Consider the following 26,306-nt stretch of genomic DNA (forward strand, 5'->3'; position numbering starts at 1 on the left):
TTAAGATAATTGAGTGTGATTCAGAGCTTTTCCAAACTATCAATTCGGGCCGCAAAGTACGCTTTTTTCTCCGGGTGTTTCAACATTAGCTTGTGGTAAATTTCGATGGCTTTGTTGATTTTACCTTGTTTGGTCAGAATAATCGCGAGATTTTCAGAAACTAGATTTTCATTACGTCGCGAACTTTCCGATGCCAGGTCGTCCTTGCTCGCATTTTCGTCAGCCTGATTGGGTGTCAGGCGCGGATTGACGAGGATAAAACGATCGATAACGTCGAGCTGATCCACGCGCAAGGGTTTCCGTTTCGGCTCTTCTTCGCGGGCGACGCCTTCTTCACGCAGCGGGCGCGCTTCCAGTTCGGTCAGAATCGTGTCGGGGGTTACCGAAGGTGTTTCCGAAATCTCTTCCAGCAGATCAGGTATTGGAGACGCTTGAGGTCGTTGCGGCGATTCTGCCTGCGCAATTTCGGCTTCCAGGGCCTCGGGGCCCAGCTCGGCGCCGGCCCGCTGGGCCAGGGCCCGCACCACTTCGTCGGGTGTGGTGGCGAACGTGGCCGGACGGGCGTGGTAGAGTGTGCGCTTCAGCAGCGCGCGGTCGGTCGTATACACCGCCGCTTTTTTCAACTTCTGATGCGCCAGCATGCTTCCTTTGTCGTGGGCGGCTTTGGCAATCAGCACGTGAGCCGCCTGACAATACGGAAAGTTGGTCGCCAGCTCTTCCAGCAACTCAAGGTCGTGTTCGTCGATCCGTTCAGGATCTTCCAGTAAATCGATGAACTTCTGTTTGTTCAAGAGATAAAGTAGTGAAAGCAAGTGTGTCGTGATACGTGTCCGGGTCAGTAAACGCCAGTTAGCGGCGGGGCGGTGTCTACCTGAACTATAACGTACTCAATTTATAACAAACTATCATGATAACCGCCTCGGAAATAAATCGTTACCAGTTGGCCACCGACTTGTTGAAGATGTCCAGGATGATCCGATCCGTAATGGTTTCGATCAGTTCCTGTTCTACGGAAGCCAGATCCTGGCTCTGCGGAAAATCTTCGTAAGCGGAAAAGGTCGACTGAAAATCTTTGGTATCGTCCAGGGTGTTGACGTAGTTGGCCTCAATGCGGATCGTCAGTCGGTTCAGGGCGGCGCTTTCGGTGGCTCCGGCCTGCGGGGCAATCGGGGTCAGGTCGTACCCCACGATGGCGCCGTCCAATTGCAAATCGCCAGGCTGATCGGAAACCAGACTCAGGCTGGTGTTCCGCTGGTAGAACTCCCGGAGGTTCTCCGAAAACCGGATGGCCAGGTTGGTCGGACCCGTGCCTACGTCGTCCACAAACGTCTGAATCGAAATGGTTTTGGCGTTGCCGATGTCTGCGCCCGTAAATGAGTAACTGACTCCGCAAGAGGCAAGCATCCAGCTCGCCCAGACCAACGCGCCCCAGACCACCTTTCTAGACATTCTCAATCTCGTATTGTTTGATTTTCCGGTACAAAGTTCGTTCCGAAATTCCGAGGTCGTTGGCGGCGTATTTCCGCTTGTTGTTGTTCTTCCGCAGGGCTTTGATGATCATCTCCTTTTCTTTGTCTTCCAGCGAAAGCGACTCTTCTTCCGGCTCGTGCGTAATGTCTTCTACGCGTTCGTAAGGCTCGTTGCGGTACTTGTCCAGGTAGTACGTGGTCGGTTCGCTCGGAATGACCTCTTCCTGCACGTCGTTGTCCGTCAGGTTGTGGAAAAGGTTCGGATGATCTTTGATCATGTCGCGCGCACTGCGGTTGCCGTTCAGCACTTGATAGACTACTTCTTTCAGCTCAGTGATGTCTTTTCGCATGTCGAATAGCACTTTGTAGAGCAGATCGCGCTCCGAAAAGTTGGCATCCTGCGAGGCACCGGCCTCTTTGGCGGGAGCGGGGAGCTGTGCGGGCAAGTACGACTGATCGGGCAGGTACTGCCGCAGGGTTTCGGCATCTACTTCGCGCTCCATCAGCAGCACCGACATCTGTTCTACCAGGTTCCGCAACTGACGGATGTTGCCCGGAAAGCGGTAGCGGAGGAGCTCGCGTTTGGCGTCTTCGTTAAGGCGCAGGGGGCGCACCCGGTAGCGTTCGGCAAAGTCGCCGGCAAACTTCCGAAACAGCAGATCGACGTCCTCGCCGCGCTCGCGCAACGGCGGCACAAAAATCGGTACGGTGTTGAGGCGGTAGTAGAGATCTTCGCGGAAGCGCCCCTTTTGTACCGAGTCGAACAGGTTCACGTTGGTGGCTGCCACTACGCGCACGTCGGTCTTCTGTACTTTGGACGACCCTACCCGGATAAATTCGCCGTTTTCCAGCACGCGCAGCAGCCGCGCCTGCGTGCCCAGCGGCATCTCACCGATTTCGTCGAGGAAGATGGTCCCGCCGTTGGTGACTTCAAAATAGCCTTTGCGGGCTTCGGTGGCGCCGGTAAACGAGCCTTTTTCGTGTCCGAACAGTTCGGAATCGATGGTGCCCTCGGGAATAGCCCCGCAGTTGATGGCGATAAACTGGCCGTGTTTGCGGTGGCTGAGTTGATGAATAATTTTAGAGAAAGATTCTTTCCCGCTGCCGCTTTCGCCCGTAATCAGGACGGTCATGTCGGTGGGTGCCACCTGCATAGCCACCTGAATGGCATAGTTCAGTTGCGGCGAGTTGCCGATAATGCCGAAGCGGAGCTTGACACTCTGAACTTCATCCTGCGTAATCAAAATGGTAAGGGTTTCTTGGTCAAACGTCAATCAAAAACAGGTCATCGGTGAGGATGACCTGCGGGCGAGAGGCTATTCCTCTTCCAGATAACTTTCTACTTCTTCCATCTTTTTATCGGAGTAGGCACCCTGCGTGGCGTACACCACCTTGCCATCCGCATCGAGCACGAAGAAGTAAGGCTCGTCTTTTTTACCCAGGTTCAGCGCGTCTTTGTATTCTTTGATCGAACCCGTATAAAACAGCACATGAGGCTGCAGGGCGGGGTCCAGTTCCTTTTTCAATCGCTTTTCGATTTTACCGGAAGCGGCTTCTTTAATGCCGCTGATCATGGGAATGAAGTAGATGTTCACGTTGTAACTACTCACTTCCCACATCGACCGGTTTTTGTCCAGAAACGTGGAGTACACCGGCTGAAACCAGGTTTCCAGGTCATCCTGCGACTTTTTCGAATAGGCCAGCCCCAGTAGCGTATACTTGCCCTGGGTATCCTTGGGGACCGTCATCGATTTGCCCGTCAGGGTAGTGCCCGACACTTCGGGGAAGGGTTGGCCGGTTTGCGCCTGCGTCAGCAAGGCAGCCAGACACAGCAGCGTGGTCAGAAAGAGTTTGTTCATAGCGGATTGTGGTTGCGTTTACGCTTCAACTACCTCACCGAAGAGCGTCGCCGTGGTGCAGTCGGTAATGCGCACCTGCACGTACTGGCCTTTCTGGTAGTGTTTCCGATCAAAAACGACCATGGCGTTCTGATCATTGCGTCCGCAGAGCTGTTCTTCCGACCGGCGCGAGGGACCTTCGATCAGAACTTTCTCGATGCGTCCGACGTGGCGGCGGTTGCGGGCCAGCGAATGTTGGTTCTGCAACGCGATGATTTCCTGCAAACGACGTTTTTTCACCTCCACCGGAATGTCGTCGGCAAATTTGCGTGCGGCCAGGGTGCCGGGACGCTCCGAGTAATAGAACATGTACGAAAAATCGTACTGTACCAGTTCCATCAGCGACAGCGTGTCCTGGTGTTCCTCTTCGGTTTCGGTGCAGAAGCCGGCGATCATGTCGGACGAAATGCCACAGTCTTCGCCCAGAATGCGGCGGATGGCCTGGGCGCGTTCCAGATACCACTCCCGGTCGTAGGTCCGGTTCATCAGCTTCAGCACCCGGCTGTTGCCACTCTGGACGGGCAGGTGGATGTAATTGCAGATGTTTTCGTACTGCCGCATGGTGTACAGCACCTCGTCGGTGATGTCCTTCGGGTGCGAGGTCGAGAAGCGGACGCGCAACTCGGGATGAACCTGCGCCACACGCGCCAGCAACTGCGCGAAGTTGACGTTCTCTTGTTCTCCCTCGGTTTGCCACTTGTACGAATCCACGTTTTGGCCCAACAGGGTCACTTCGCGGTATCCCTGTGCAAACAAGGTTTCGGCTTCTTTCACGATCGAGTGCGGATCACGGCTGCGTTCCCGGCCGCGCGTAAACGGCACCACGCAAAACGAGCACATGTTGTCGCAGCCGCGCATGATGGAGATGAAAGCCGTCACGCCGTTAGAATTCAGCCGTACCGGACTGATGTCGGCGTACGTTTCTTCGCGCGAAAGAAACACGTTGACGCCGCGCTGGCCTTCGTCAGCTTCGCCAATGAGGCGGGGCAGGTCGCGGTACGCATCCGGCCCGACCACCAGGTCGACAATCTTCTCTTCTTCCAGCAACTGGGCTTTCAGGCGCTCGGCCATGCAGCCCAGCACTCCAATCACCATGCCGGGGCGTTCGCGTTTGGCGGCATTGAAATGCTTCAGGCGGTTGCGGACTTTCTGTTCCGCGTTGTCGCGAATCGAGCACGTATTGAGCAGAACGACGTCGGCATGTTCGAAGGCAGACGTGGTACCAAACCCGTGTTCACCCAGAATCGACGCCACAATTTCGCTGTCCGAAAAGTTCATCTGACACCCGTACGACTCGATGTACAGTCGTCGGCTGCCGGTCGCTTCTTCTTTCGTCACCCGGGGCAGGTCACAGGCCTCGGCCTCTGCCTTCTTCTCGTCCAGAATATCTAAATCGGCAATAACTTGTTTCATAGCAAAAGCAGAACGTTGCATTCTCGTTCAGGCATCTACAAAGGTATAGAAAAGATGACAGTTTGGCAGAAAATGGCGTGGCTTGCAAAGAGCAGAGGCGCAAATTGCAACTAAAAAAAGGTACACAGATTCTTTACCTTATCGGTCAGGTAAAGAATCTGCCACCTGCCAATGGGCGATTTTAATTCATCCCAACAAGTCGTCCATGCCAAACGCGCCCTGCTTGCCCAGGAGCCATTCGGCGGCGACCACGGCTCCGGTCGCGAAACCTTCCCGACTATGGGCGGTGTGCTTGATCTCGATGTCGTCGATAGCGGAGCGGTAGGCAACGGTGTGGGTGCCGGGAACCGGATCGATGCGTTTGGAAAGGATCGGAATCAGGGCCGGATCGTTCGTCGGACCTTCGACCCAGCCGGTTTTGCGGTCCAGTTCGGCCATCAGGCCTTCCGCCAGGGTGATGCCGGTACCGCTGGGCGCGTCTTTCTTCTGGGTATGGTGAATTTCCTCCATCTCCACCTGGTACTCAGGGTAGGCGTTCATCAGACGAGCCAGCGAACGGTTCAGCCGGAAAAACAAGTTCACCCCAATGCTGTAGTTTGAGGCGTAGAAAAAGGCGCCTTGCTGTTCCTGGCAGAGTTGCTCGATTTCGGGACGGTGCTGAAGCCAGCCGGTTGTGCCCGATACAACAGGAATGCCGTTCCGCAGACAGTAGCGGATATTGTCGACGGCGGCGTCGGGTTGGGTAAATTCAATGGCGACGTCGCCCGCTCCTTTCGGAAGCTGGTCACGTTCGGCGGCGGTGTCGATGCGGGCGGCGATGGTATGGCCACGGCGCAGCGCAATCTGCTCGATGGCTTTGCCCATCTTGCCGTAGCCCAGTAAAATCAGGTTCATGGTTATTTGATCACTAACACGAGAGAAAGCCCGGCCGCCGGGGTGGCACTGAAGCCTACCGGTTCCAGCGAAGGGCGAAAAACGCCTGAAAGGTCGTCATTTACGTTGAATTCTGACAGTTGGGCGTCGACGTACGCATCCACAATCTGCAGAAAATAGAAACCGGTTGCGAGAATGATGTTCAGGTCGCGGTAGCGTCGGTAGCCCTCGGCCGCCCGGTTGATCTGGTCGTCGCTGTACTGATTGACAAACCGGTCGATGGTGTTGGGGTTGCCGTCGCGGCGCAGGATGTTCGCCTCGCGGAAGGTCTGGTACTTCTGGTTGAAATCCGTAATCAGATACCCGAAAATGCCCGCCCCGATGTAGACCAGCGGTACTTTCCAGTACTTCCGGTTATAGACTTGCCCCAGGCCCGGAAACGCTGCCGCCATCAGCGCCGCCCGTCGGGGAATCAACATCGATTTGGTTGTGATCGTTTCGATGCCGCTGGTGTCGGGTAGCACCAGCTCGTCGGGAAGCCCTGTCGAGTCAGGAGGGGGGATGTTCTGCGCTACCACCGGCGTGAGCCGAAGCGCTAAAAAGAGAAAGCCCCCTATTGCAAAATAGCGGGCTAAAGAAGGAAAGTCGAAGCGTTGTTTCATGAACGACAAAAGAGCAAAAACAGCGCCAACTCGTGCGTAGCGCGGGGTTGGAACAGTTATAAACTAAGCAGTTCCAAAATTCGGTTCAGATCGTCGTCCGACATAAACGGAATTTTGATCTCGCCTTTGCTTCGTTCGTTGGTGCGGATCTGCACGCGCGTGCCGAAATGGCTCGTCAGCTTGTTTTGCAGATCTTGCAGCACTGGGCTCAGCGGAGCGCTCTCTTTGTCTTTTTTCTCTTTGGTATCCGGGCTGCCGGTCGCCAGTTCGCGCACCAGCTCTTCCACCTTACGAACCGACAACTCTTCGTTGAGGATGCGGCGGTAGATGGCCAGTTGCGTTTCGATGTTGTCGATGTTGATGATGGCACGGGCGTGGCCCATACTCAGCAGGTTGTCGCGGATCGACGCCTGAATTTCGGCCGGAAGCTTCAGCAACCGGAGGTAGTTATTGACCGTCGAGCGCTTCTTGCCGACCCGTTCGCCTAGTTCCTCCTGTTTCAGGTCACATTCCGAGATCAGCCGCTGGTAGCTGTGCGCAATTTCGAGCGCGTTCAGGTTTTCCCGTTGAATGTTCTCGATCAGCGCCATCTCCAGCATCTGCGTGTCGTTGGCCGTGCGGATGTAGGCCGGCATCGTAGTGAGGCCCGCCTGACGCGAGGCCTGCAGGCGGCGTTCGCCGGAAATCAGCTGAAACTGGTTGCGGCTCAGTTGGCGGACCGTCACGGGCTGAATCAGCCCCTGTTGCCGGATCGATTCGGCCAGTTCTTCCAGGGCTTCCCGGTCAAAATGCGTACGTGGCTGATAGGGGTTGGTCTCAATCTGCTCGATCGGAATTTCCCGCATCACGTTTACGACTCCGATTTCACTTTCCGGCGTATTATTCTGTACTTCAACGGAATCTTCCAGCAGGGCACCTAACCCTCTTCCCAAGGCACTTCTTTTCTTCACGGCTTTTTTATCGGTATTCATCAACAGTACGCTTATATTTTGGTAATATCAATCCCATTCTTCTCCAGAATCTCTCGAGCCAGGTTGATATAACTAATGGACCCCTTGCTTTCGGCATCGTGCGCAATGGCCGGTACGCCGAAGCTGGGCGATTCACTCAGGCGGATGTTACGGGGGATGATCGTGTCGAACACCAGCGACTGGAAGTGCATCCGGACTTCTTCCACCACTTGGTTGGAAAGGCGCAGCCGCATGTCGTACATGGTCAGCAGAATGCCCTCGATTTCCAGGTCACGGTTCAGGCGCGATTGGATGATTTTGATGGTGTTGAGCAGCTTGCCCAATCCCTCCAAGGCAAAGTACTCGCACTGCACCGGGATGATCACCGACGAAGCGGCCGTCAGGGCGTTGATCGTAATCAGGCCCAGCGAAGGCGAACAGTCGATGATGATGAAGTCGTACTCGTGACGTATCCCCGACAGCGCTTCTTTCATTTTTTCCTCCCGGTTCTGGAGGTTGATCATCTCCACCTCGGCCCCCACCAGGTCGATGTGCGAAGGCAGCAGATCCAGGTATTGGATGTCTGACTTCAGGATCATGTCCCGTGCCTCCAGGCCATCGACCATACACTCGTAGATGCTATTTTCGATGTTTTTAGGATTAAAACCTAATCCGGAGGTGGTATTGGCCTGCGGGTCCGCATCGACCAGCAAGGTCCGAAACTCCAGTGCCGCCAGCGATGCCGCCAGGTTGATTGCCGTGGTCGTCTTCCCTACGCCCCCCTTCTGGTTTGCAACCGAAATGATTTTACCCATCTGTGTCGTGCTATAGCGTAATTGTTTCACCAACGGCCGGCAGCAGCAGCTCAATGCCTTCCTCGCGGGCACGGGCCTGTACGGCAGCTTTGTCTATTTTAATGTAGGGGAAGGTGTCGTAGTGCATCCCAATCACTTTCGTAACGCCAACGTAGCGTGCGGCAACCAGCGCCGCTTCAGCGTCCATTGTAAAGTTATCACCAATCGGAAGAAAAGCAAATTGAGGCTTAAAGCGCTCTCCGATCAACTTCATGTCCCCGAAAAGATCGGTATCGCCTGCGTAGTAAAAAGTGTTACCACCAGCCTCAACGACAAAACCCGAGGCCGTTCCGGCGTAGCTTCCGTCCGGGAAACTGCTGGAGTGAACGGCCGGAGTCAGCCGCACGGAACCGAAGTCGAAGTCCCACTTGCCGCCGGTGTTCATCGGGTGCGTTTTTTCAACGCCTTTGTTGCCGAACCAGGCGGTTAGTTCGAATTGCCCTACCAGCGTAGCCCCGGATTGTTTCAGGATCTGCTCGGCATCGGCCATGTGGTCCTGGTGTCCGTGAGAAAGCAGGACATAATCGGGCTTTATGCTGTTGACGTCTACCTCTTTGGCCAGCTCGTTGGGCGTGATGAACGGATCAAACAAGAGCTGATGTTTCCCGGTTTTCACCAAAAAACACGAATGACCATAATAGGTTACTTCCATAAAAATCGGGTGATCTTGGAGATTGTAAGCGTGTAAGATCTGACAAAGATAACCCAATTCTTTTAGAAAAAGGCAACGAAACGCCGAGCAAAAAAGCCGGGCTCAGGAGGTTTTTTTACCGGAACGAGAAATAAGAAGGGCGCGAAATTTCAGTACATTTAGCGCAGGATGGAGGCAGAAATTCGGCTTAGCAAATCTACTTTTATGCGGGGGGTACAGTGTGCTAAGTCGCTGTTCCTCTACAAGAACCATATCCAGTGGCGCGACCGCCCCACGGCCGAACAGCAGAGTCGCTTCGCACGGGGGCAGGAGGTCGGCACGCTGGCACGCCAGTTGTTTCCGGGCGGGAAAGATGCCGCCGCGCTGGGCGGACGGAAGCTGGCTCGCGTGGTGGAAAAGACACGGGAGCTGCTGGCCGCCGGCGAATCGGTCATCTACGAAGCCGCCTTTGCGCACGAAGGTGTGGGGGTACAGCTCGATATTCTGGTGCGGCGCGACGACAAGTACTACGCCTACGAAGTGAAAAGTTCGGTGCGCGTCTCCGAAACCTACGAGCTGGATGCTTCGGTCCAATACTACGTCATTACGGGCAGCGGCCTGCCCCTGGCCGACATTTCGATCGTGTACCTGAACGAGGCGTACGTGCGGGAGGAGGGACCGCTCGACTTGCAACAGCTGTTTCGGCAACGTTCCGTACGCGACGTGGCGGGGTTTCATGCTCCCGCCATTCGCCGGAAGATCGATCTGTTGAAAGGCGTGCTGGATCGCGCGACCGCGCCGGAAATAGACATCGGCCCGCACTGCCACCGGCCTTATCCGTGCGATTTCCAGGGCAGCTGCTGGCGTACTGTACCCAAACATTCGGTCTTCGAAATGGCCGACCTGCCCGTGGCCCGTCAGTTTGCCCTGTACCGGCAGGGTATGGTGCGGATGAAAGACGTGCCGGAGGCGGCCCTCGACCGTCCCGAGCAGCGGGTGCAGGCCAAAGCCCACCGCACGCGCCGCCCGCAAACCGATCACAAAGCGCTCTACCATTTCCTGGAGCCGCTGGCTTATCCGCTCTATTTTCTGCATTGGAATGCCTTCCGCACGGCCCTTCCCGGTCCGGTCGGTACCTCACCGTACCAGCTTCTTCCCTTTGCGTTCGGGTTGCAGTACCGCCGTTCGTCCGACGAGGCCCCCCGCCACCTGGAGCAACTGGCCGAGCCCGAAGGTTTTCCGCCCGACGATGCGACATGGCGGCCCGATCCGCGCCCCTTTTTTGTGAAACACCTGCTGCGCTATACCGAGCGCCCCGGACACATCGTCGTCTGGGAAAAAGAATCGCTGCAACCCCTGCTGCGCGACCTGGCACGCGTGTATCCGGCACAGGCCGAGGCCCTGCACGAGCGGGCCGGGCGGCTGGTTTCGCTGGCGGAACCGTTCCGCCGCAAGTGGCTCTACAAGACCACGATGCAGGGCAAGAGCGACTGGGAAACCATTCGGCAGACGATGCTGGACGACCCCTCCCGGTCGCCGTTCGAGAACGACTGGACCATGGAACAGTTTTACCTGATGTGGCGGCCCGGCGAAGACCTCTTCAGTCGGGAGGAGGGACAGCAGCAGTTTGGGCAGCACCTGCGCGATCACTCAGAAGCGCTTATGCGGTTATGGGAAGAACTCGAACAATTATTTCGGCCGGTTCTGAAGTCCTGATCTTCTCCAACTCCTGAAAATACACGTACTTCGCGGCGAATTGCTTTACGCTCCCTTTCATGCAAATTGCCCTGGTGCTCGGCCTGTTGATCCTGGCCATCGTGTTGTTCGCCACCGAAAAGATTTCGGTCGACCTCGTCACGCTCTTCCTGTTAATCATTCTGGTGGCTTCGGGCATCATTTCCGTTTCGGAAGCCTACGCCGGTTTCAGTAGCGACTTCATCGTGATTCTGGCGGCCATCTTCGTGGTGAGCGGTGCGATGCAAGACACCGGCATCCTCGATCGCCTGGGCGTCCGCATGGTGCGGCTGGCCGGAAAGCGGCCCCGGCGGGTGATTGCCTACATCATGCTCATTACGGGCGCTTTTTCGGCGTTTATGAACAACACCACGGTAACGGCCCTATTTGTCGGCCCCGCCATGGGGTGGGCGCGTCGTCTGAAAATGCCGCCCAGCAAGCTGCTGATGCCGCTGGCCTTTGCTTCCATCCTGGGTGGAACCTGCACGTTGATCGGCACTTCCACGAACGTGGCGGTCAGCGGGTACCTGCAAAAAACCGGCATGGAGCCCATCGGGATGTTCGAGCTGCTGCCCGTCGGGGCCGCCATTTTTGTCATTGGGCTGGTGTACATGGTGCTGACCAACCGGGTGCTGATGCCCCACCGGGAAGAAGAAACCCTCACCGAAGCGTATGAGATGCGCGACTACCTCGCCGAAATCGTGGTCGGCACGGACTCGGCCCTGATCGGCCAGCGCATTTTTGCCTCGACCGATCTGGAGGAGCTGCATCTGCGCGTGTTGGCCGTGTACCGGGAAGATACCTACACGCAACCTGACCCGAAAACGATCATTCAGGCAAACGACCGCCTGTTGGTGGAGGGAAAGGCGCACGACTTGGCGCGGGCCCGTGAGCGGAAGAACTTCCGGATCAAGGCCGACATGCTGACCGACGAGGATTTACAGCGCGATAAGCTGCGCTTGGCCGAGGTGCTGGTGACGCCCCGCTCGTTCCTGGCACGCAAAACCCTGCGGGAAGTCGACTTCCGGCGACGGTACGGACTGGTGGTGATCGCCATCCACCGTTTCAACTCCTCTCTGCGCGAAAAACTGGGCGATGTGCGGCTGAAAATCGGGGACCTTCTGCTGGTGCAGGGGCGGGAGCAGGTGGTGCAAGAATTGCGCAACAGCCGCGATCTGGCCGTCCTGGGCATGGTGCGCAACCAGCCACAGCATGCTGTGCGCGGCTATCTCTCGCTGGGCGCTTTTGTGGTGGCTGTCCTTGTGGGAACCATCGGGTGGATACCGCTTTCCATCTGCTTTCTGGCGGCGGCCGTGTTTGTGGTCGGCATTCGTACCATCAGTTCCGACCGCGCGTACCGCCTGATCGACTGGCGCTTGCTGATCCTGATCGGGGGCATGAGCGCCTTCGGCACGGCCATGGAGAACTCGGGAACGTCGGAGTTTCTGGCCAACGGCATTCTGGATCTGTTCCGGGCCTGGGGGCCGACGGTGATTATGGCGGGGTTTGTGGTGCTGACCGTATTTCTGACCCAGCCCATGTCGAACGCCGCCGCTGCGCTCGTCATTTTGCCTGTCGCGTTGCGCATCGCGGCCGATCTGGAGGTAAACCCCCGTTCGTTCGGCATTGCCATTATGCTGGCCGCGTCGGTGTCGCTGATCACCCCCTTCGAGCCTTCGTGCATTCTGGTCTACGGCCCCGGTCGCTACCGTTTTCGCGATTTTCTGGTGGTGGGCACACCGCTGACGCTGCTGTTGATCGTGCTGATCGTTGTAATGGTGCCGATTTTCTGGCCCTTCTGACGGTCGACGCGTGGTACCTGCCCTTGGGCGGTGCACGCGTCAAGGGAGCGGGCGCAGGGTTACGACCATTTTTTTAGGTAAATACCTGCGACCGAACATTCGGTTTTTTCGTTCAATCGTTAGCTCCTTCTTTCTTCGCGATGATGAACCGTTCTCCTGCCCCGGCCTCTTTCTTGTTCACTTGTCTGATGCTATTGAGTAGCTGTGAATTGTTCTGGAAACACGATTCTGACGACGATCCCCTGAGCAAACTGCCACCGCCTACGCAAGTGGGTAACTGGAGTTTTGGTTGCCTCGTTGATGGGCAGGCGGGTTATACTGTCGGTCAACCCCGAGGGCAAAATGCTACCGGATGCTGGGCCGAGCCCTCGGACGGTGGAACGCTAACGATTCAAGCTTTTTTTGCTACCGGTGTAGGAGGAAATATGGTTTTCTGGCTATTTGACAGCTTGGGTACTGGTCTTACTTACCCTTTGCATAACCAGCCAGCTCAAAATCAGGTTCTCTTTTACAGTACTACTGGATTAAATGAGAATTACTTTCAATCCACTGATCCGGTCAGCGGTTACGTGACCTTGTCGCGCTACGATCCAGCCGCCAAGGTGGTAAGTGGCACGTTTGCTTTTACCCTCGTTAATGCCGAAAGCGATACGGTACGCGTGACCGAAGGCCGCTTCGATGCGCCGCTTCTGTGGTAGTCGGAGTAATAATCTCTATTCCTTTTGCGCGGTTGCTTTTCTCGACGACGATTGGGCATCTCTGAGGCATCCAGGGTGTTAGCAACCGTCGATTTTTAAAAGCCTCAGGGCGTTTGGGGCCAGAGAGGCGAGCGTTCTCCCCGCGGTTGGCACTGCATTTGCGCAAAATAAAATTTGTTTCACCTCGCTTGCCAACTGCCATGCGCCTCTCTACTTTTCTCACCGTTTTTGCGGTGTCCGCCCTCTGGGGATGTCGTTCTCAACAGATCGACCTCCGGCCAACGCCTCTGACCACCCGGCCTGCGTTGCCGCATCTCACCATTTCACTCGACGAGCCGGAACTTCAGGCCGCGTACGGTACCTTTCCGGGCGTGCTGGTTTCCGAAATGCCCGATACCCTGGCTTCGCTAGGAAGCGTGGCTCTCAAGGCGGTGCCGAACGATCCACGTTTGCAGGATGCCCGGGTGCTGCTGCGTCGCCAGTTGCTCCAGGTTTCGGCAGCGACGGGCGAGGAGCGGGGCTTTGTGGAGGGGCACGTGGCCGGATACCAGCATTACTGGCGAGGCGGAACGGTGCCCTTGTTCGGGGCCTCTCTGCTGAGCTTTGGTACCTTGAACCTGATCGGGTTGCCCTCGCATCTGTACCGAACCATGGTAGACGTGGAGGTAGAGGTATTTGACCGGCAACATCGGCGGATCGGGTACTACCAGGCGGTGGGCGAGGATGCGTACGCCACGGGCCTGTTTTTCCGCGGCTGGGGCGACCATCGCCGTTATTCCAATGCGGAAGCGCTGCGCGATGCGCTCGTCAACATCAGCGAACAGATGGCGCGCGATGCCGACCGACTGCGGACGGCGTTGAGCGAGTAACAAAAAAGCCGCTCAGAGAAGCGGCTTTCAATCGATTATTTCTTGGTTTTGCTCTTGGCTGTGGCCGTGCCTTTAGCTTTGGGTTTTGCCTTGGCTTTGGTAGAGGCTTTCTTGGTCGCCGCTTTCTTCGGCTTTTCCTTGGTATCGGCCGAGGCTTTGGCAGCACCCCTGCCGCCTTTTTTCGGCGCGGCTTCGGCCAGGGCCAGGCACTCTTCCAGGGTCAGCGAGGCAGGTTCTTTGTCTTTCGGAATTTTGACGTTCTGTTTGCCCACTTTGATGTACGGCCCGAACCGTCCTTTCAGCACCTGCACGTCCGGGTTTTCTTCAAACGTCTTGATGAACTTCTCCGCGTCGGCAATACGCTTCTGTTCGATCAGTTCGATGGCCCGCTCCCCGGAAATTTCGAGGGGATCTTCGCCTTTCGGGATGGAGATGAACTTGTTGTCGTGCCGGATGTATGGCCCGAACCGACCGATGGCCGCCGTCACGGTCTTGCCTTCGAACGTACCCACTTCGCGGGGCAGTTTGAACAGTTCCAGCGCTTCTTCCAGTGTGATGGTCTCCAGGCGCTGGTCTTTGCGCAGGCTGGCAAATTGGGGTTTCTCTTCTTCCTCGTCGTCCGAAGAGCCGATCTGCGCCAGCGGCCCGTAGCGCCCCAGCCGTACGATTACCAGTTTGCCGGTTTTCGGATCGAGGCCCAGCTCCCGCACGGTGCCGACGGTGGCCCGCTCGATGTCGTCGGTGCTCTCCACTTTCGGATGAAACTCCTTGTAGAACGAGTCGATCATGTTGTTCCAGATCAACCGGCCGTTCGCAATTTCGTCGAATTCCTTTTCGATGGTCGCCGTAAACGAGAAATCGATGACGCTCGGGAAGTATTGCACGAGGAAATCGTTGACCACCATCGCCAGATCGGTCGGGAAAAGTTTGTTCTTTTCCGTACCGTAAGTTTCGGTCAGCTGCTTGGTTTTGATCGCTTCTTTCTGCAATTCCAGCTCCCGGTAGGTGCGTTCCTTGCCGTCGCGCGATTCTTTCACCACGTAGTTGCGGCGCTGCACGGTCGAGATGGTGGGGGCGTACGTCGACGGACGCCCGATGCCCATTTCTTCCAGTTTCTTCACCAGGCTGGCTTCCGTGTAGCGGGCCGGGGGGCGCGAGAAACGCTCCGTGGCGCGCATCCCGTGCAGGTCGAGCGTTTGGCCGATGGTGAGCGGCGGCAGCATGCCCGACTGCTCTTCGTCCTCGTCGTCGTCGGAGCTTTCGATGTACACTTTCAGAAAGCCATCGAATTTAATCACCTCGCCCTGCGCGACCAGATCGGCCGGCGCTTCGCCCTGTTGCGGGGCAATGGCGATGTTGACCACCGTCCGCTCCAGTTGGGCATCGGCCATTTGCGAGGCGATGGCCCGTTTCCAGATCAATTCGTACAACCGTTCCAGTCCCCGGTCGTCGCCGGTGCTCGAAACCGAAAAGTCGGTAGGGCGGATGGCTTCGTGCGCTTCCTGTGCCGAGGCCGACTTGGTTTTGTAGCGGCGCGTCTGTACGTACTCGGGACCGTAGGCACTCTGGATTTCGCGGGCGGCGGCGTTGATGGCCTCTTCCGAGAGGTTCACCGAGTCGGTCCGCATGTAGGTGATTTTCCCCGATTCGTACAGTTTCTGCGCCAGTGTCATGGTCTGCGATACCGAAAAGCCCAGCTTGCGGCTGGCTTCCTGTTGCAGCGTAGAGGTCGTAAACGGCGGTGCAGGCGATTTTTTGCCCGGCTTTTTCTCCAGCGTCCGGATCGAAAACGTCGCGCCCAGGCACTGTTGCAGGTAATGCATGGCGTCGCCTTCCTGCGCAAACCGCTTGGGCAATTCGGCGTTCAGCACCTTGCCCTCGGGCAGGTCGAAGCGTGCCGAGATTTTGAACGAAGACTGCGGCTGGAATTTGTCGATTTCGCGCTCGCGCTCAACCACGATGCGCACGGCTACCGACTGCACACGCCCGGCCGAGAGCCCGGCTTTTACTTTTTTCCACAGCACTGGCGATAGCTCGAAGCCCACAAGTCGGTCGAGTACCCGGCGGGCCTGCTGTGCGTTCACCAGGTCGATGTCGATGCCGCGTGGCGACTGAATGGCCTTCTGGATGGCCTGTTTGGTAATTTCGTGGAAGACGATCCGGCGGGTATTGTCGTCGTTCAGGCCCAGCGCTTCTTTGAGGTGCCACGAGATGGCTTCGCCTTCGCGGTCATCATCCGTCGCGAGCCAGATCGTTTCGGCCTCTTTCGCCAGCTTTTTCAGTTGCGAAATGACCTCGCGTTTATCGGCAGAAATTTCGTAGGTAGGCTGGTATCCGTTCTTGAGATCGATCGCCATATCGTCCTTGGGCAGGTCGCGCACGTGGCCGAAACTCGACTTCACGGTAAAGTCCTTACCCAGGTACCCTTCGATGGTTTTCGCTTTCGCTGGCGATTCGACAATGACCAGATTTTTTGACATAGATCACGGTTGTTTAGTAAGAGAGGCGGGGTCAAAGATGACTAATTTTTAGAAATCGATGTATTTACTAGCGTACCCGCCGGGATTATTAAAGTAATTTCGAACGGGAATTGTTCACCGTTGGCACGGGGATTTGCGCGAAAATGCCGCGCATCCGTCTCCATAAAGCGTCCTTTTTAGTTTATTCAATTTTTTTCGAAAATTCCTATGCCTTCTACCAAAAAGCTATACCTGCTGCGCCATGCCAAATCGGATTGGTCTCAACCGGGACAGCGCGATTTTGACCGGGAACTCAACGAACGGGGCTACCGCGACGCCCCGCTGATGGGGCAGGTGCTGCACCGGAAAAAGGTCGTGCCGCAGGTGATTTACGCCAGCCCTGCGCGGCGCACCACGCTGACGGCCGAGCTGGTCGCACCGGCGTTGCCGTACCCTGCCGAGGCGGTTCACTACGTGAAACTTCTCTATGAATGCAGTTTGCAGACGATGCTGACGTTCATCTCCCGCCTCGACGATCAGTACGATGAGGTGATGATCATCGGGCACAACCCGACCATGACGTACACGGCCGAGCACCTGAGTGGCGAAAGCTTGGGCAACGTTCCGACGTGCGGCGTGGTGAGCCTGGCCTTCGAGGTCGATACCTGGGAAGCCGTAGCGGGCCGGAGCGCCACGCTGGAATGGTTCGAGTACCCGAAGAAGTACCTGTGAGGGGGCCGTATGGGCGGCGTCTCGCGCCGATGTAGTTTCTACGTGTTGTTAACAAACTTGCCGGAACGTCACGGGGCAGGAATCGCCGATTCCTGCGGACGGGGGGCCGGGCGGCCCGGCGTGGCGAAGATCGTGCGGCTGATGCGGTAGAAGCGCAGCGTCAGCAGAATGGCCGCCACCGTCAGGCCGGTCAGCAGGCCATACCAGATGCCCGAAACGCCCAGGTCTAGCCCCATGCCCAGTACATAGCCCACCGGCAGACCGATGACCCAATAGGCCAGAAGCGTGATCAGGGTCGGCACGCGCACGTCCGACATGCCGCGCAGCGCACCGAGCGCCACCACCTGTACTCCGTCCGACAACTGGAAAAAGGCCGCGATGATGAGCAGTTGCACCGCAATGTCTACCACCTGACGGTCCGGCGTGTAGAGCGACGTCAGCACGTCGCGGCCGAGGATGAACACTGCTGCCATGGAGGCCATGAACAGGATCACCATCACAAACGCACTCAACCCCACGCCCCGCAGTTCGGGACCGTTGCGCAGGCCCCACTGGTTGCCGACCCGGATGGTGGCGGCCGTTGAGATGCCGCTGGCCATCATATACGTGACAGCGGCCAGACTGATGGCAATCTGGTGCGCGGCCAGTTCGTACGTGCCCAGCCAGCCGACCATCAGCGCCGCTACGCTGAACGCACTGATTTCGAATACCATTTGCAGGCTGATCGGAATGCCGAGTCGCAGGATTTCCCGAAAGACGGGTCCCGAAAACCGGCTCCAGTGCTGGTGTTGGCGGTAGGGCGCAAACCGGCGGCTGTAGAAAATGTACACGGCCATGCCCAGCGCCATCAGGATGCGCGAGAATAACGTCGAAAGGCCCGCACCGTAGAGGCCAAGGGCGGGCAGGCCCCAGTGGCCGTTGATCAGCAGCCAGTTGCCCAGGATGTTCACCAGGTTGGCCGAGACGGAGATGTACATGGCCTGCCGCGTAAATGAGAGGCCTTCGGCAAATTGCCGCAGTGCCTGAAACGCCATGAGCGGAATCAGCGAGAACAGCAGCACCCGCAGGTAGGGGATGGTCAGCGCCACCACCGCTTCGGGTTGGCGGAGGAAATGCAGGCCGGGTACGGCAAACCAGAGCAGGCCGCACAGCACCAGCCCGGCGCCCGTCAGCAGCACGTTGCCGTGCCGGAGCAAGCGTCCGTTTTCGGCTACATCTTTACGTCCGTCGGCCGCGGCCACGAGGGGCGTCAACCCGAACGAAAGCCCGATGCCCATCACCAGCACAATGCTGAACAAACTGTTGCCCAGCGAAACGGCCGCCAGCGGTGCAGCCCCCAACTGACCCACCATGGCGCTGTCGGCAACTCCGACCAGGATGTGCCCTAACTGGCTCAGCACCACCGGATAGGCGAGCAGAAACGTTTTTTTGCTATGTTGAAGGAGTGTCTGCATAAAAAAGCACCGCAAAGGTGCGCAATTGTTTCCGTGTGGCCTACCTTGGTGGAAACATACGGTTGCGTGTTTCGCCCGTATACTCTTTTCAGAACTAAACCTTTTGCCATGCGCACTTTTTTAGGGGGGCTTTTCTGGCTCAGTACCCTGCCTCTTTTTGCTCAGCTGCCGGAGCCGCCACGGCTCGTGGAAACGCGTGGTACGTATTTTCAGAAGTACGAAGTGGAAGTAGGAGGGCGGCAGCCCATCACCCTGACGCTGGAGCGGCCTTCGACCGGATTGGCCCTGGAAGTGAACCCGGGACAGTACCTGACGGGCGCATATGTAGTGGCCGGTGCCGATACCTTTCGGTTGCAGGAAGACGTACACCAGGCCGACCTGACTCCCACACCCGACGCGGCGCGCTTCGTGCGCACGAGCTTCTCGCTACCGGTCGTTTTTCCGCAGGCGATCGCCACCGTTACGCTATTTCCCGGCCCCCTGAACGGAGCAGTGTTGTTGCACACGTACCAGGCGGGCACGGCCGGAATCTACTCCGCCAACCGACTTCAGGCCGCGCCTGCGTCTACTGACGATTGCCAACCGGCCGTAATTCCGCAGTCGGAATGGCGTGCCGGCTTACCACCGCCCAAACAGGGCCCTCAGTCCAATACGGTCGACCACCTGATCGTCCACCACTCGGCGACGTACAATTCACTGGACAATTACGAAAACGTGGTGCGCAACATCTACCTCTACCATACGCAGTCGAACGGCTGGAACGACATCGGGTACAACTTTCTGGTGGCGGCCGACGGTACCATTTTCGCGGGCCGCGACGGGCAGGGGCAGTACGAGGGCGATGATGTGATGGGCGCGCATTTCTGCGGCAAAAACAGCGGCACGATGGGCGTCTGCATGATCGGCACGTTTACCGACGTGGCACCCACCGCCGCGGCACAGCAGTCGCTGGTCGATTTGCTCGCCTGGAAAGCAGAAAAAGAAGGCATCGATCCGCTCGGCAGCAGCCCGCACCATGGCGTCGTGCTGAACAACATCGCCGGCCACCGCGACGGTTGCTCGACCGAGTGTCCGGGCGATCAACTCTACGCTCTGTTGCCGAACCTCCGCACGCGCGTCGACGAAACGTCCTGCCAGGCGGGGGCGCCTCTGGCGTTGTATCCCAACCCGGCCGTGGCCGAAGTCAACGTCGAGGCAGAAGAAAATATCTGGCTGGTGGTGTTGTACGATGCCACAGGACGGATGGCCCATGTGCAGTACTTCCCCGGCACCAAACGCAAAGTCCAGGTACAAGGGCCCGCCCTCCGCGACGGCCTCTATTTTGTGCGCGCCTTTACCGACGCTGGCGAACAGGGCGGCAAACTGGTGCTGATGCGTTGACGATGAGTCGTGTAGGCACACAAGGGCTCGTCAGAATGTTGCGGCCCTCTGCCTAATCTTACATAAAAGCTGCGGCCCGGAAGAGGATATCTACGCATGAGATCCTATCTTCACTCGACGAAGCCTCGCCTGCGAACAGACGAAGGCTGTCGTGCGAAGAATCATGAAAAAACTACTTTTTTTGTTCTGGTGGCTGCCGCTGGTAACCTCCGCAACGCACATTGTGGGGGGCGAAATCCTGATGAAACACCTGGAGGGAGACCGGTACGAGCTGTCCCTCAATCTGTATTTCGATGAGAATAAAGGGAGCTTAGGCGCCATTGACCCGTACAACGAAGTCGGGGTTTTTCGGCTGCGCGACCATCAGTTTGTGCGGTCGATCAATTTGCAGCAAATCAACTGGGTGCCCGTTCTGTATACCAACGAAGCCTGCCGCAACGACGAACTGTCGACACGCCATTACCTCTACCGGACGGAAATTGAACTCGATCCGGCCGTTTACAACGATCCGATGGGATATTATTTCTCCTGGGAGCGTTGTTGCCGAAACGAAGGCATCGTAAACATCTACACCCCCGAGGCCGTCGGACAGGCGTTTTACCTGGAATTTTCGGTGGTAGACGACGCGCAGCGACCGCTGTACAACACCTCTCCGCAACTTTTTCCGCCGGTCAGCGATTACGCATGCCTGGGCAGCGAGTTTTACTTCGATTTTTCGGGGCGCGATCCCGACGGCGATTCGCTGGTGTATTCGCTGGCGGTGCCGAAAAAAGGCAGTACCGAAACCGGTGCCCCCCGCCACAGCGCGCCGATCAGCGGACCTTATGCCGAAGTGGACTGGAAGCCCGGTTTCAGCCGGGAGGTGCAAATTATGGGAACCCCGCCACTCAGCGTCGATTCGCTTACGGGACTGTTGCGGGTCACGGCCAGTCGGCTGGGGTTGCACGTCTTTGCGGTGAAGTGCGAAGAATTTCGAGCGGGCCGGAAAATCGGGGAGGTGCACCGCGAGTTTCAGATGCTGGTGCTCGATTGCCTCCCGAACCAACCGCCGGCCGGTACGGTGATCGATCCGGAAACGGGCGTAGCCTATCAGACCGGCGACACCATTCACCTCACCGACGTGCAGCGCTGTGTGCAGGTGATCGCCGCCGATCCTGATACCAACACCCGCCTGTCCGTGCGGGCCGTCGGGGTCAACTTTCAGGTGCCGCGGCAGGTAGCCAGAAGCGAATCACGCGAGGTCAACACGCCGCAACATCCGTTGGATTCGACCGAGCTTTCGTTGTGCTTCGATGCCTGTTTGCCCGATTTGGGAGAGGAACCCATGATCGTGGATGTGATCGTGCAGGACGATGGCTGTAGCGTTCCGAAGACCGATACAGTACGGATCATTCTGACGGCCGAGCCGCTGCCCAATGCCCCACCGCAGCTGGGCGCGTTAACCGCACGGGCCGGAGACACCATTCCGGTGGCCTTCGATCAGCCGTTCAGACTGGCGGTGTTTGCAACCGATCCGGAGGGGCGAGTCGACAACATCGATGTTACGTTTGCTAACGAGCAGCACGGGCAATTCTACTTTAATCAGCGCCTCGCGTCCGACACGGTCTTCGGCGATTTCTATTGGTACGCCAACTGCAATCTGTTTCAAGGCGAAGCCGGAGGAATCTTCCCGTTGCGGTTCGTGGTCAAAGAGAACGATTGTTTCCGGCCCCAGGCCGATACGCTCCAGTTTTGGGTGCAGGTGGGATACGATTCGGTGGGGCCACCCGCGCTGGTGCTGCCCGATACCGTTTTTGTGCACGAGGGCGACTCGGTCGACATCCCGTTTGCCGCCCTCGCGGCCGATTCTGTGCCTCTCGATTTGTTTGTAGAAGGCATTGGGCTGAACATACGACAGGAGGGAATGCAGATCGCCAGCGACTCGGGCTATCTGTACTACGATTACTGGGGCGAGCGGTATACGTTTTACGGCACCTACGGTCAGGCGAGCGGCACCCTGAGCTGGCAACCTGAGTGCGAGGCGGTTCAGCCCGGGGTGTATAAGATCGCCTTTTCTGCCGCCGCCCATTATTGCGTCGGTCTCCAAAGCGGGGGCGATACCCTGAACATCGTCGTGCTGCCGCGCACCAATGCCGCGCCGCGCTTGCAGCTCGTCACCGACACGCTGCACGTATGGCCCGGAGGGCAATGGCAGGTAGCCGTCCGAGGGGTCGATCCCGATCGCAACAACCCGACGTTGAGCATGGAAGGACAGGGGTTTCAACCGGCGGCGCAAAACATGGTGTTGACGACGAGCTACAGCGATTCCGTTGCTTCGGGTCGGTTGACGTTTCAGCCCAGTTGTGCCATGGCGGGGACGACCTACCATCTGACGTTCCGGGTGGAAGATCATCCGTGCGGTCCCTCGGCCCAGGACAGTGCCGACCTTTGGATACACGTACGCGACGACGACTCTACCGCACGGCTTACGTCCTCGCTGTCTGCCGCCCCCTACCTGGAAGTGTTGGCGGGCAAGGACACGACGTTCACTCTTTTCGGGGATGATCTGGACTCTACCTACCTGATGCTGGAAGCCAAAGGCCTGGGTTTTTCGCTCGAAGAGATGGGCATGCAGTTCGAGGCACAGGCAGGACAGTTTCACCTTAGTGCACCGTTCCGTTGGCAAGCCGATTGCAGCCAACTGCCCGCCTCGCCGCTGCAGGTGCTGTTTTTGTTGACGGAACAAACCTGCCCGGAACCACGCTACGATTCCCTGATCGTAACACTGGCCGTGATCGATTCGGCCGATCGCGATTTTGAGACCTACAACGTGTTCAGTCCCAACGGCGACGGACGCAACGAGGTCTTTCATCTGCCCGACCTGCCTCCCGACAATTGCTACAACGCGTTTGTGGGCATCCGCATCTACAACCGTTGGGGCAAAGAGGTGTTTACTTCCGAGCGGCGCGATTTTGTCTGGACCGGCGAAGGCGCCCCCGCGGGCACCTATTTTTACGTGGTGGAGTACCTGCGCAACCAACGGAAAGGGTGGGTGCAGGTGATACGATAAGGCCGGACCCCTGCCCAAAAGAAGAAAAATTCCGTCCTACGGCCGCGGTGCGCGGATGGCGTAAGACGGAATGTGGTTAAAGGAAAAGAGAGGTGTGGTGTGCGTCAGTGCATTCGGTTTCCGGTCTTCCGTAAGTCGGCTTCCCGGTTTTAATCTTCCCGTTTGATGCTGCTGATGTTGCCCGAGTCGAGATCCAGATCTTCCGGGGTGCCGCGGTAGCGGATCTGGCTGGCCCCGCTGGCGTCGGCTTTCAGGCGGCGGGTAGCGTACACGCGGGCGTCCGAAGCGCCCGATACGTCGAGATCGGCGGTACTTACTTCGTAGCGATGGGCCCGGAGCTGGGCCGCCCCGCTAAGGTCGGCGTTGAGTTCATCGCCCGTCCCGATCAGTTCCAGTTCCGAGGCGCCGGACAGATCGAGGGTCAGACGCTTGAGGTTGGCCTCTACTCGTGCGTGAGGGGCGCCTTCCATGTCGAGGGAGAGAACATCACCTGTAAAACCAGATACATCGGCCTGGCATGCTCCGTGGAGATAGAGACGTTCGAGTCGGGGCGTGGTAATGTCCACGCGGATTTCGTCGTAATCGCGACGCCAACGAGTCCAGCGATCAGAATTATCAAGAGAAATTTCCAGTTCATTGCCTTGTTGGTTTATATGAATGTTGTCAGATATGTCTTGGTTGGGAGCGTTGACGGCCACCTGATACCGGTCGCCCTGGGTAATGTAGACGCGGAACATGTCGCCTACGGAAATGTTGTGGAAGTCCTGGTAAGTGTCGTAGACCTGACCGGTTACCTGATCAGATGCAGGCGATGACGCAGAGGTTGCATCGTCCGCCCGATTTTTTTCGCAATTCAGGCAAGTCAGGCCGTCCTGGGTAAATACCCACCGCCCGGTGGCCAGTTGAGAGGTGTTGTAGCCGGCCGGCGTGAGTGTGCTACGCAAGATGGGCTCCAGCGAAGGGTCCATGCGGAACTCCTGCCCGTAGGGCACATATAGTTCCATCAAGAGTTCCTGCCGCCGGAAAAGCGCATCCGATTGAAACTCGAAATTCTGGTCAAAGATCAGGGTCGAATCCCGCCGCACCACCTGATGGTCGATCATCGAGGCGTTTTCGACGGCCGACTTGCGGTTCAGCCCGCGGGCCGAGAACCGTTTCACCAGCCGGAGGTCGTGGCCTTCGTAGCCCGAAATTTTCAGTTCGGTCTTTTGCCAGGAGGCTTCGCCCGACTCGCGTGCGTCGAGCACAATGGTCCGCGCGGGAATGTGGTAGGTTTCGACCTGTTCGAACTCGCCACGGGTACGGTATTGATTCAGGTACGTCGGAACGGCAATGGACAGCGCCACCAGGCTCACAATCCAGATGCCGAACAGCGTGAAGCCGAGAATGGGCTTCATCAGTGAGCGTTTGGCCAGCAGACTCAGGCCACTTAGTCCTAACGCTACGCCCGGCACAAATAGTGCAAGCACTGCCGGGAAAGAAACCCATGTCGGAAAATCGCGCCGCAGCAGGTCGAGGGGCAGTTCTTCGTTGATGAACACGCCATCCATCGAGAAGATGGTCAGCAAGCCGCTGGTCAGTCCCAGCGAACTGATGATGAGCACAAAGCCGATGAAGATCAGCAGCACGGCCGTCAGCACCCGAATGGCATCTCCCAGGAACTGCAAAATGCCCGAGGTGGAAATGCTGTTGAAGATGGTGGCGATCAGCCGGAACGGAAACAGCAGAATTTTCATCAGTACCGTTTCCTTGCCGTCGGGGCCCGGCTGAAAGCTTTCGCGGATGCGTGCTTCGATGTTGTCGAGCGTGACGGGCTCGCCCTGCATGCGCATGCGCTCGGTCAGGGTCCGCGCTTCGGGCATGATGGCCCACAGCACGAGATACACCAGAATACCGGCGCCGCCTAGGAAAATCCCCAGCACAAAGAGGATGCGCACAATCACCATGTCGACCCCGAAGAAGTGGGAGATGCCGCTCGCGACCCCGCCAAGTGCGCGGTTTTCAGGATCGCGATAAAGCTTTTTTATTTTTTCATCTTCGTACATGTCGCGGCGGCCGGGCACCACCACCCACAGCACAATGTAGGAGATGACCGTGATGCTGGTCAGCGAACCGGGCAGGAACATCCAGTCCAGGAACGGCGGCAACAGGAACAGCAGGCGCATCCAGATGGTGTCCATGTGGAAATAATGCGCCAACCCGGACGCGACGCCACCCAACACTTTGCGGTTCAGGTCGCGGTAAAATTTCCGTTGCGTGCGGGTCTGCTGCCGCGTGCCGGTCTGGGTGCGAGTCGCCTGCTCGTAGGCCGTCGCCGTGCCGTGCGCTTCGCCGCCGTGGCCGTACATCGGGCCTTCTTCCAGCAGCTCGCTTTCCATCTCCTGAAAATCCTGCACATTGCCCATCTTCTTGATCAGTTGATCGACGTCGTGGAGGGAAATGACCTGATTGGTAGGCGTCAGCCGCGCCGAGAACAACTCGGCCATCCGGCTTTCGATGTCGGAAATAATTTCCTTGCTGTCCGGATAGGTGGCAAAATAGCGGTGAATGGAAGCGAGGTAGTCGTTCAGCCTGTCGTACCCATCTTCCTCGATATGGAAAAGGATGCCGCTTATATGTATGCTAACCGTCTTTTTCATGATTGGCGATGGTTGTGCGTATGGTTGATGATCTGTTCGGTCGAGGCGACCAGCGCCTGCCAGTTTTCATCGAGGGCGGCCAGAAACTCGATGCCCTGGGGCGTGAGCGAGTAATATTTCCGGGGCGGCCCCGAAACCGATTCGATCCATTTGTACTCGAGTAGTCCGGCGTTTTTCAGCCGGGTTAGTAGGGGATAGAGCGTGCCCTCCACCACCATAATGCGGGCGGAGGTTAACTCTTCCAGCATGTCCGAGGCGTAAACTTCGCCCCGTGAGATGATGTGCAGGATGCAGTACTCGAGAATACCCTTCCGCATCTGCACAACCGTATTTTCCAATTTCATATCAACATGGCTGGTTTGATGTCATAGCTGGTGTTGCATGGTACAAAGGTATAAGAGGGTACTTTGTAATGCAAGGTACTACCCCATAAGCAGCTACCTTTTATGAAAAAAAGTTGATGAATGGAATCAGGCGGGGAAGAATGGTAGCCGTACGGCTCCTGGTGATGGCGGATGGGCCAGGCGGTGTATTCTTGGCGCAAAACTTACACCCATGCCACAACCGCCCTTTGGCAGGCCTCTTCTCCTGTATGTCCTTCAAAATGAAGGCTTTGTCGGTCAATGGCTCTTTCTTACGCGTCGCAATAGTGCACGAGGTAGGGCACAGCATCGGTATTCCTGGCGCAGAACCTGCCCCCCTCGGTACCGGCGGGTAGAAGGCACGGCATTTTGCCCGAA

General features: G+C 57.5%; 21 protein-coding genes. 7 read left to right on the plus strand and 14 right to left on the minus strand.

What is annotated here, in order from left to right; translation table 11 throughout:
- Nucleotides 1-20: 20 nt before the first annotated feature.
- From BLR44_RS02355 to BLR44_RS02400, 10 genes are all read right to left on the minus strand, one after another.
- The gene (locus tag BLR44_RS02355) at nucleotides 21-791 is read right to left on the minus strand and encodes a hypothetical protein (protein ID WP_089678543.1); all 771 of its coding nucleotides are present in this window, start codon (nucleotides 789-791) and stop codon (nucleotides 21-23) included.
- 142 nt (nucleotides 792-933) lie between these two features.
- Nucleotides 934-1,449, minus strand: coding sequence for an LPS assembly lipoprotein LptE (gene lptE, locus BLR44_RS02360; protein ID WP_089678545.1), 516 nt, complete (start codon nucleotides 1,447-1,449; stop codon nucleotides 934-936).
- Nucleotides 1,442-2,710 carry a sigma-54 interaction domain-containing protein gene (locus BLR44_RS02365; RefSeq protein WP_089679101.1) on the minus strand — a complete coding sequence of 423 codons (1,269 nt, stop codon included), beginning with the start codon at nucleotides 2,708-2,710 and terminating at the stop codon, nucleotides 1,442-1,444. The genes lptE and BLR44_RS02365 overlap by 8 nt, the downstream gene beginning before the upstream one ends.
- A 75-nt stretch (nucleotides 2,711-2,785) precedes the next feature.
- Nucleotides 2,786-3,328: a hypothetical protein gene (locus BLR44_RS02370; protein WP_089678547.1), complete on the minus strand. Its 543-nt coding sequence runs from the start codon at nucleotides 3,326-3,328 to the stop codon at nucleotides 2,786-2,788.
- Between the two features lie 18 nt (nucleotides 3,329-3,346).
- A complete protein-coding gene (gene miaB, locus BLR44_RS02375; RefSeq protein ID WP_089678548.1) occupies nucleotides 3,347-4,780 on the minus strand; it encodes a tRNA (N6-isopentenyl adenosine(37)-C2)-methylthiotransferase MiaB in 1,434 nt (477 codons plus the stop codon).
- 186 nt (nucleotides 4,781-4,966) lie between these two features.
- Nucleotides 4,967-5,674, minus strand: a complete 708-nt coding sequence (gene dapB / locus BLR44_RS02380; protein ID WP_089678550.1) for a 4-hydroxy-tetrahydrodipicolinate reductase — start codon at nucleotides 5,672-5,674, stop codon at nucleotides 4,967-4,969.
- A 2-nt stretch (nucleotides 5,675-5,676) separates the two neighbouring features.
- Nucleotides 5,677-6,315 (minus strand): DUF5683 domain-containing protein, encoded by a 639-nt coding sequence (locus BLR44_RS02385; RefSeq protein ID WP_089678552.1) that lies wholly within the window; start codon nucleotides 6,313-6,315, stop codon nucleotides 5,677-5,679.
- A gap of 56 nt (nucleotides 6,316-6,371) precedes the next feature.
- The gene (locus BLR44_RS02390) at nucleotides 6,372-7,286 is read right to left on the minus strand and encodes a ParB/RepB/Spo0J family partition protein (RefSeq protein WP_089678554.1); all 915 of its coding nucleotides are present in this window, start codon (nucleotides 7,284-7,286) and stop codon (nucleotides 6,372-6,374) included.
- A gap of 11 nt (nucleotides 7,287-7,297) precedes the next feature.
- Nucleotides 7,298-8,080 (minus strand): ParA family protein, encoded by a 783-nt coding sequence (locus BLR44_RS02395; RefSeq protein WP_089678556.1) that lies wholly within the window; start codon nucleotides 8,078-8,080, stop codon nucleotides 7,298-7,300.
- Between the two features lie 10 nt (nucleotides 8,081-8,090).
- Nucleotides 8,091-8,771: a metal-dependent hydrolase gene (locus BLR44_RS02400; protein WP_089678559.1), complete on the minus strand. Its 681-nt coding sequence runs from the start codon at nucleotides 8,769-8,771 to the stop codon at nucleotides 8,091-8,093.
- A 204-nt stretch (nucleotides 8,772-8,975) separates the two neighbouring features.
- Between BLR44_RS02400 and BLR44_RS02405 the strand changes: the two genes are divergently transcribed.
- The 4 genes from BLR44_RS02405 (at nucleotide 8,976) to BLR44_RS02415 (ending at nucleotide 13,853) form a co-directional block, all read left to right on the plus strand.
- Nucleotides 8,976-10,466 carry a DUF2779 domain-containing protein gene (locus tag BLR44_RS02405; protein ID WP_176955869.1) on the plus strand — a complete coding sequence of 497 codons (1,491 nt, stop codon included), beginning with the start codon at nucleotides 8,976-8,978 and terminating at the stop codon, nucleotides 10,464-10,466.
- Between the two features lie 59 nt (nucleotides 10,467-10,525).
- Complete coding sequence (locus tag BLR44_RS02410) at nucleotides 10,526-12,286, plus strand: SLC13 family permease (protein ID WP_089678562.1); 1,761 nt, start codon at nucleotides 10,526-10,528, stop codon at nucleotides 12,284-12,286.
- A 140-nt stretch (nucleotides 12,287-12,426) separates the two neighbouring features.
- Entirely contained in the window at nucleotides 12,427-12,984 is a 558-nt protein-coding gene (locus BLR44_RS28485; RefSeq protein WP_143017069.1) for a Riean_0653 family protein, read from the plus strand.
- A 200-nt stretch (nucleotides 12,985-13,184) separates the two neighbouring features.
- Nucleotides 13,185-13,853: a hypothetical protein gene (locus BLR44_RS02415; protein WP_089678564.1), complete on the plus strand. Its 669-nt coding sequence runs from the start codon at nucleotides 13,185-13,187 to the stop codon at nucleotides 13,851-13,853.
- A 35-nt stretch (nucleotides 13,854-13,888) separates the two neighbouring features.
- On the opposite strand, the gene topA is transcribed toward BLR44_RS02415, so the two are convergent.
- Complete coding sequence (gene topA / locus BLR44_RS02420; protein WP_089678566.1) at nucleotides 13,889-16,333, minus strand: type I DNA topoisomerase; 2,445 nt, start codon at nucleotides 16,331-16,333, stop codon at nucleotides 13,889-13,891.
- Nucleotides 16,334-16,540: 207 nt separating this feature from the next.
- Here topA and BLR44_RS02425 point away from each other — a divergent pair, with 207 nt between their 5' ends.
- Nucleotides 16,541-17,044: a SixA phosphatase family protein gene (locus BLR44_RS02425; RefSeq protein WP_089678568.1), complete on the plus strand. Its 504-nt coding sequence runs from the start codon at nucleotides 16,541-16,543 to the stop codon at nucleotides 17,042-17,044.
- A 68-nt stretch (nucleotides 17,045-17,112) separates the two neighbouring features.
- Here BLR44_RS02425 and BLR44_RS02430 read toward each other — a convergent pair whose 3' ends face one another.
- Nucleotides 17,113-18,498 carry an MATE family efflux transporter gene (locus BLR44_RS02430; RefSeq protein WP_089678570.1) on the minus strand — a complete coding sequence of 462 codons (1,386 nt, stop codon included), beginning with the start codon at nucleotides 18,496-18,498 and terminating at the stop codon, nucleotides 17,113-17,115.
- 108 nt (nucleotides 18,499-18,606) lie between these two features.
- Between BLR44_RS02430 and BLR44_RS02435 the strand changes: the two genes are divergently transcribed.
- On the plus strand, nucleotides 18,607-19,878 hold the full coding sequence (locus tag BLR44_RS02435) for an N-acetylmuramoyl-L-alanine amidase (protein ID WP_176955870.1): 1,272 nt from the start codon (nucleotides 18,607-18,609) through the stop codon (nucleotides 19,876-19,878).
- A gap of 163 nt (nucleotides 19,879-20,041) precedes the next feature.
- A complete protein-coding gene (locus tag BLR44_RS02440) occupies nucleotides 20,042-22,927 on the plus strand; it encodes a T9SS type B sorting domain-containing protein (protein WP_089678573.1) in 2,886 nt (961 codons plus the stop codon).
- Nucleotides 22,928-23,076: 149 nt separating this feature from the next.
- Here the strand turns inward: BLR44_RS02440 and BLR44_RS02445 are convergent, their stop codons facing one another.
- Nucleotides 23,077-25,566: a GIN domain-containing protein gene (locus BLR44_RS02445; RefSeq protein WP_089678575.1), complete on the minus strand. Its 2,490-nt coding sequence runs from the start codon at nucleotides 25,564-25,566 to the stop codon at nucleotides 23,077-23,079.
- Nucleotides 25,563-25,910: a PadR family transcriptional regulator gene (locus BLR44_RS02450; RefSeq protein WP_089678577.1), complete on the minus strand. Its 348-nt coding sequence runs from the start codon at nucleotides 25,908-25,910 to the stop codon at nucleotides 25,563-25,565. Before BLR44_RS02450 ends, BLR44_RS02445 begins: the two co-directional genes overlap by 4 nt.
- Between the last annotated feature and the right edge of the window lie 396 nt (nucleotides 25,911-26,306).

It is taken from the genome of Catalinimonas alkaloidigena (assembly GCF_900100765.1).
In the GTDB taxonomy this organism is placed as follows: domain Bacteria; phylum Bacteroidota; class Bacteroidia; order Cytophagales; family Flexibacteraceae; genus Mooreia; species Mooreia alkaloidigena.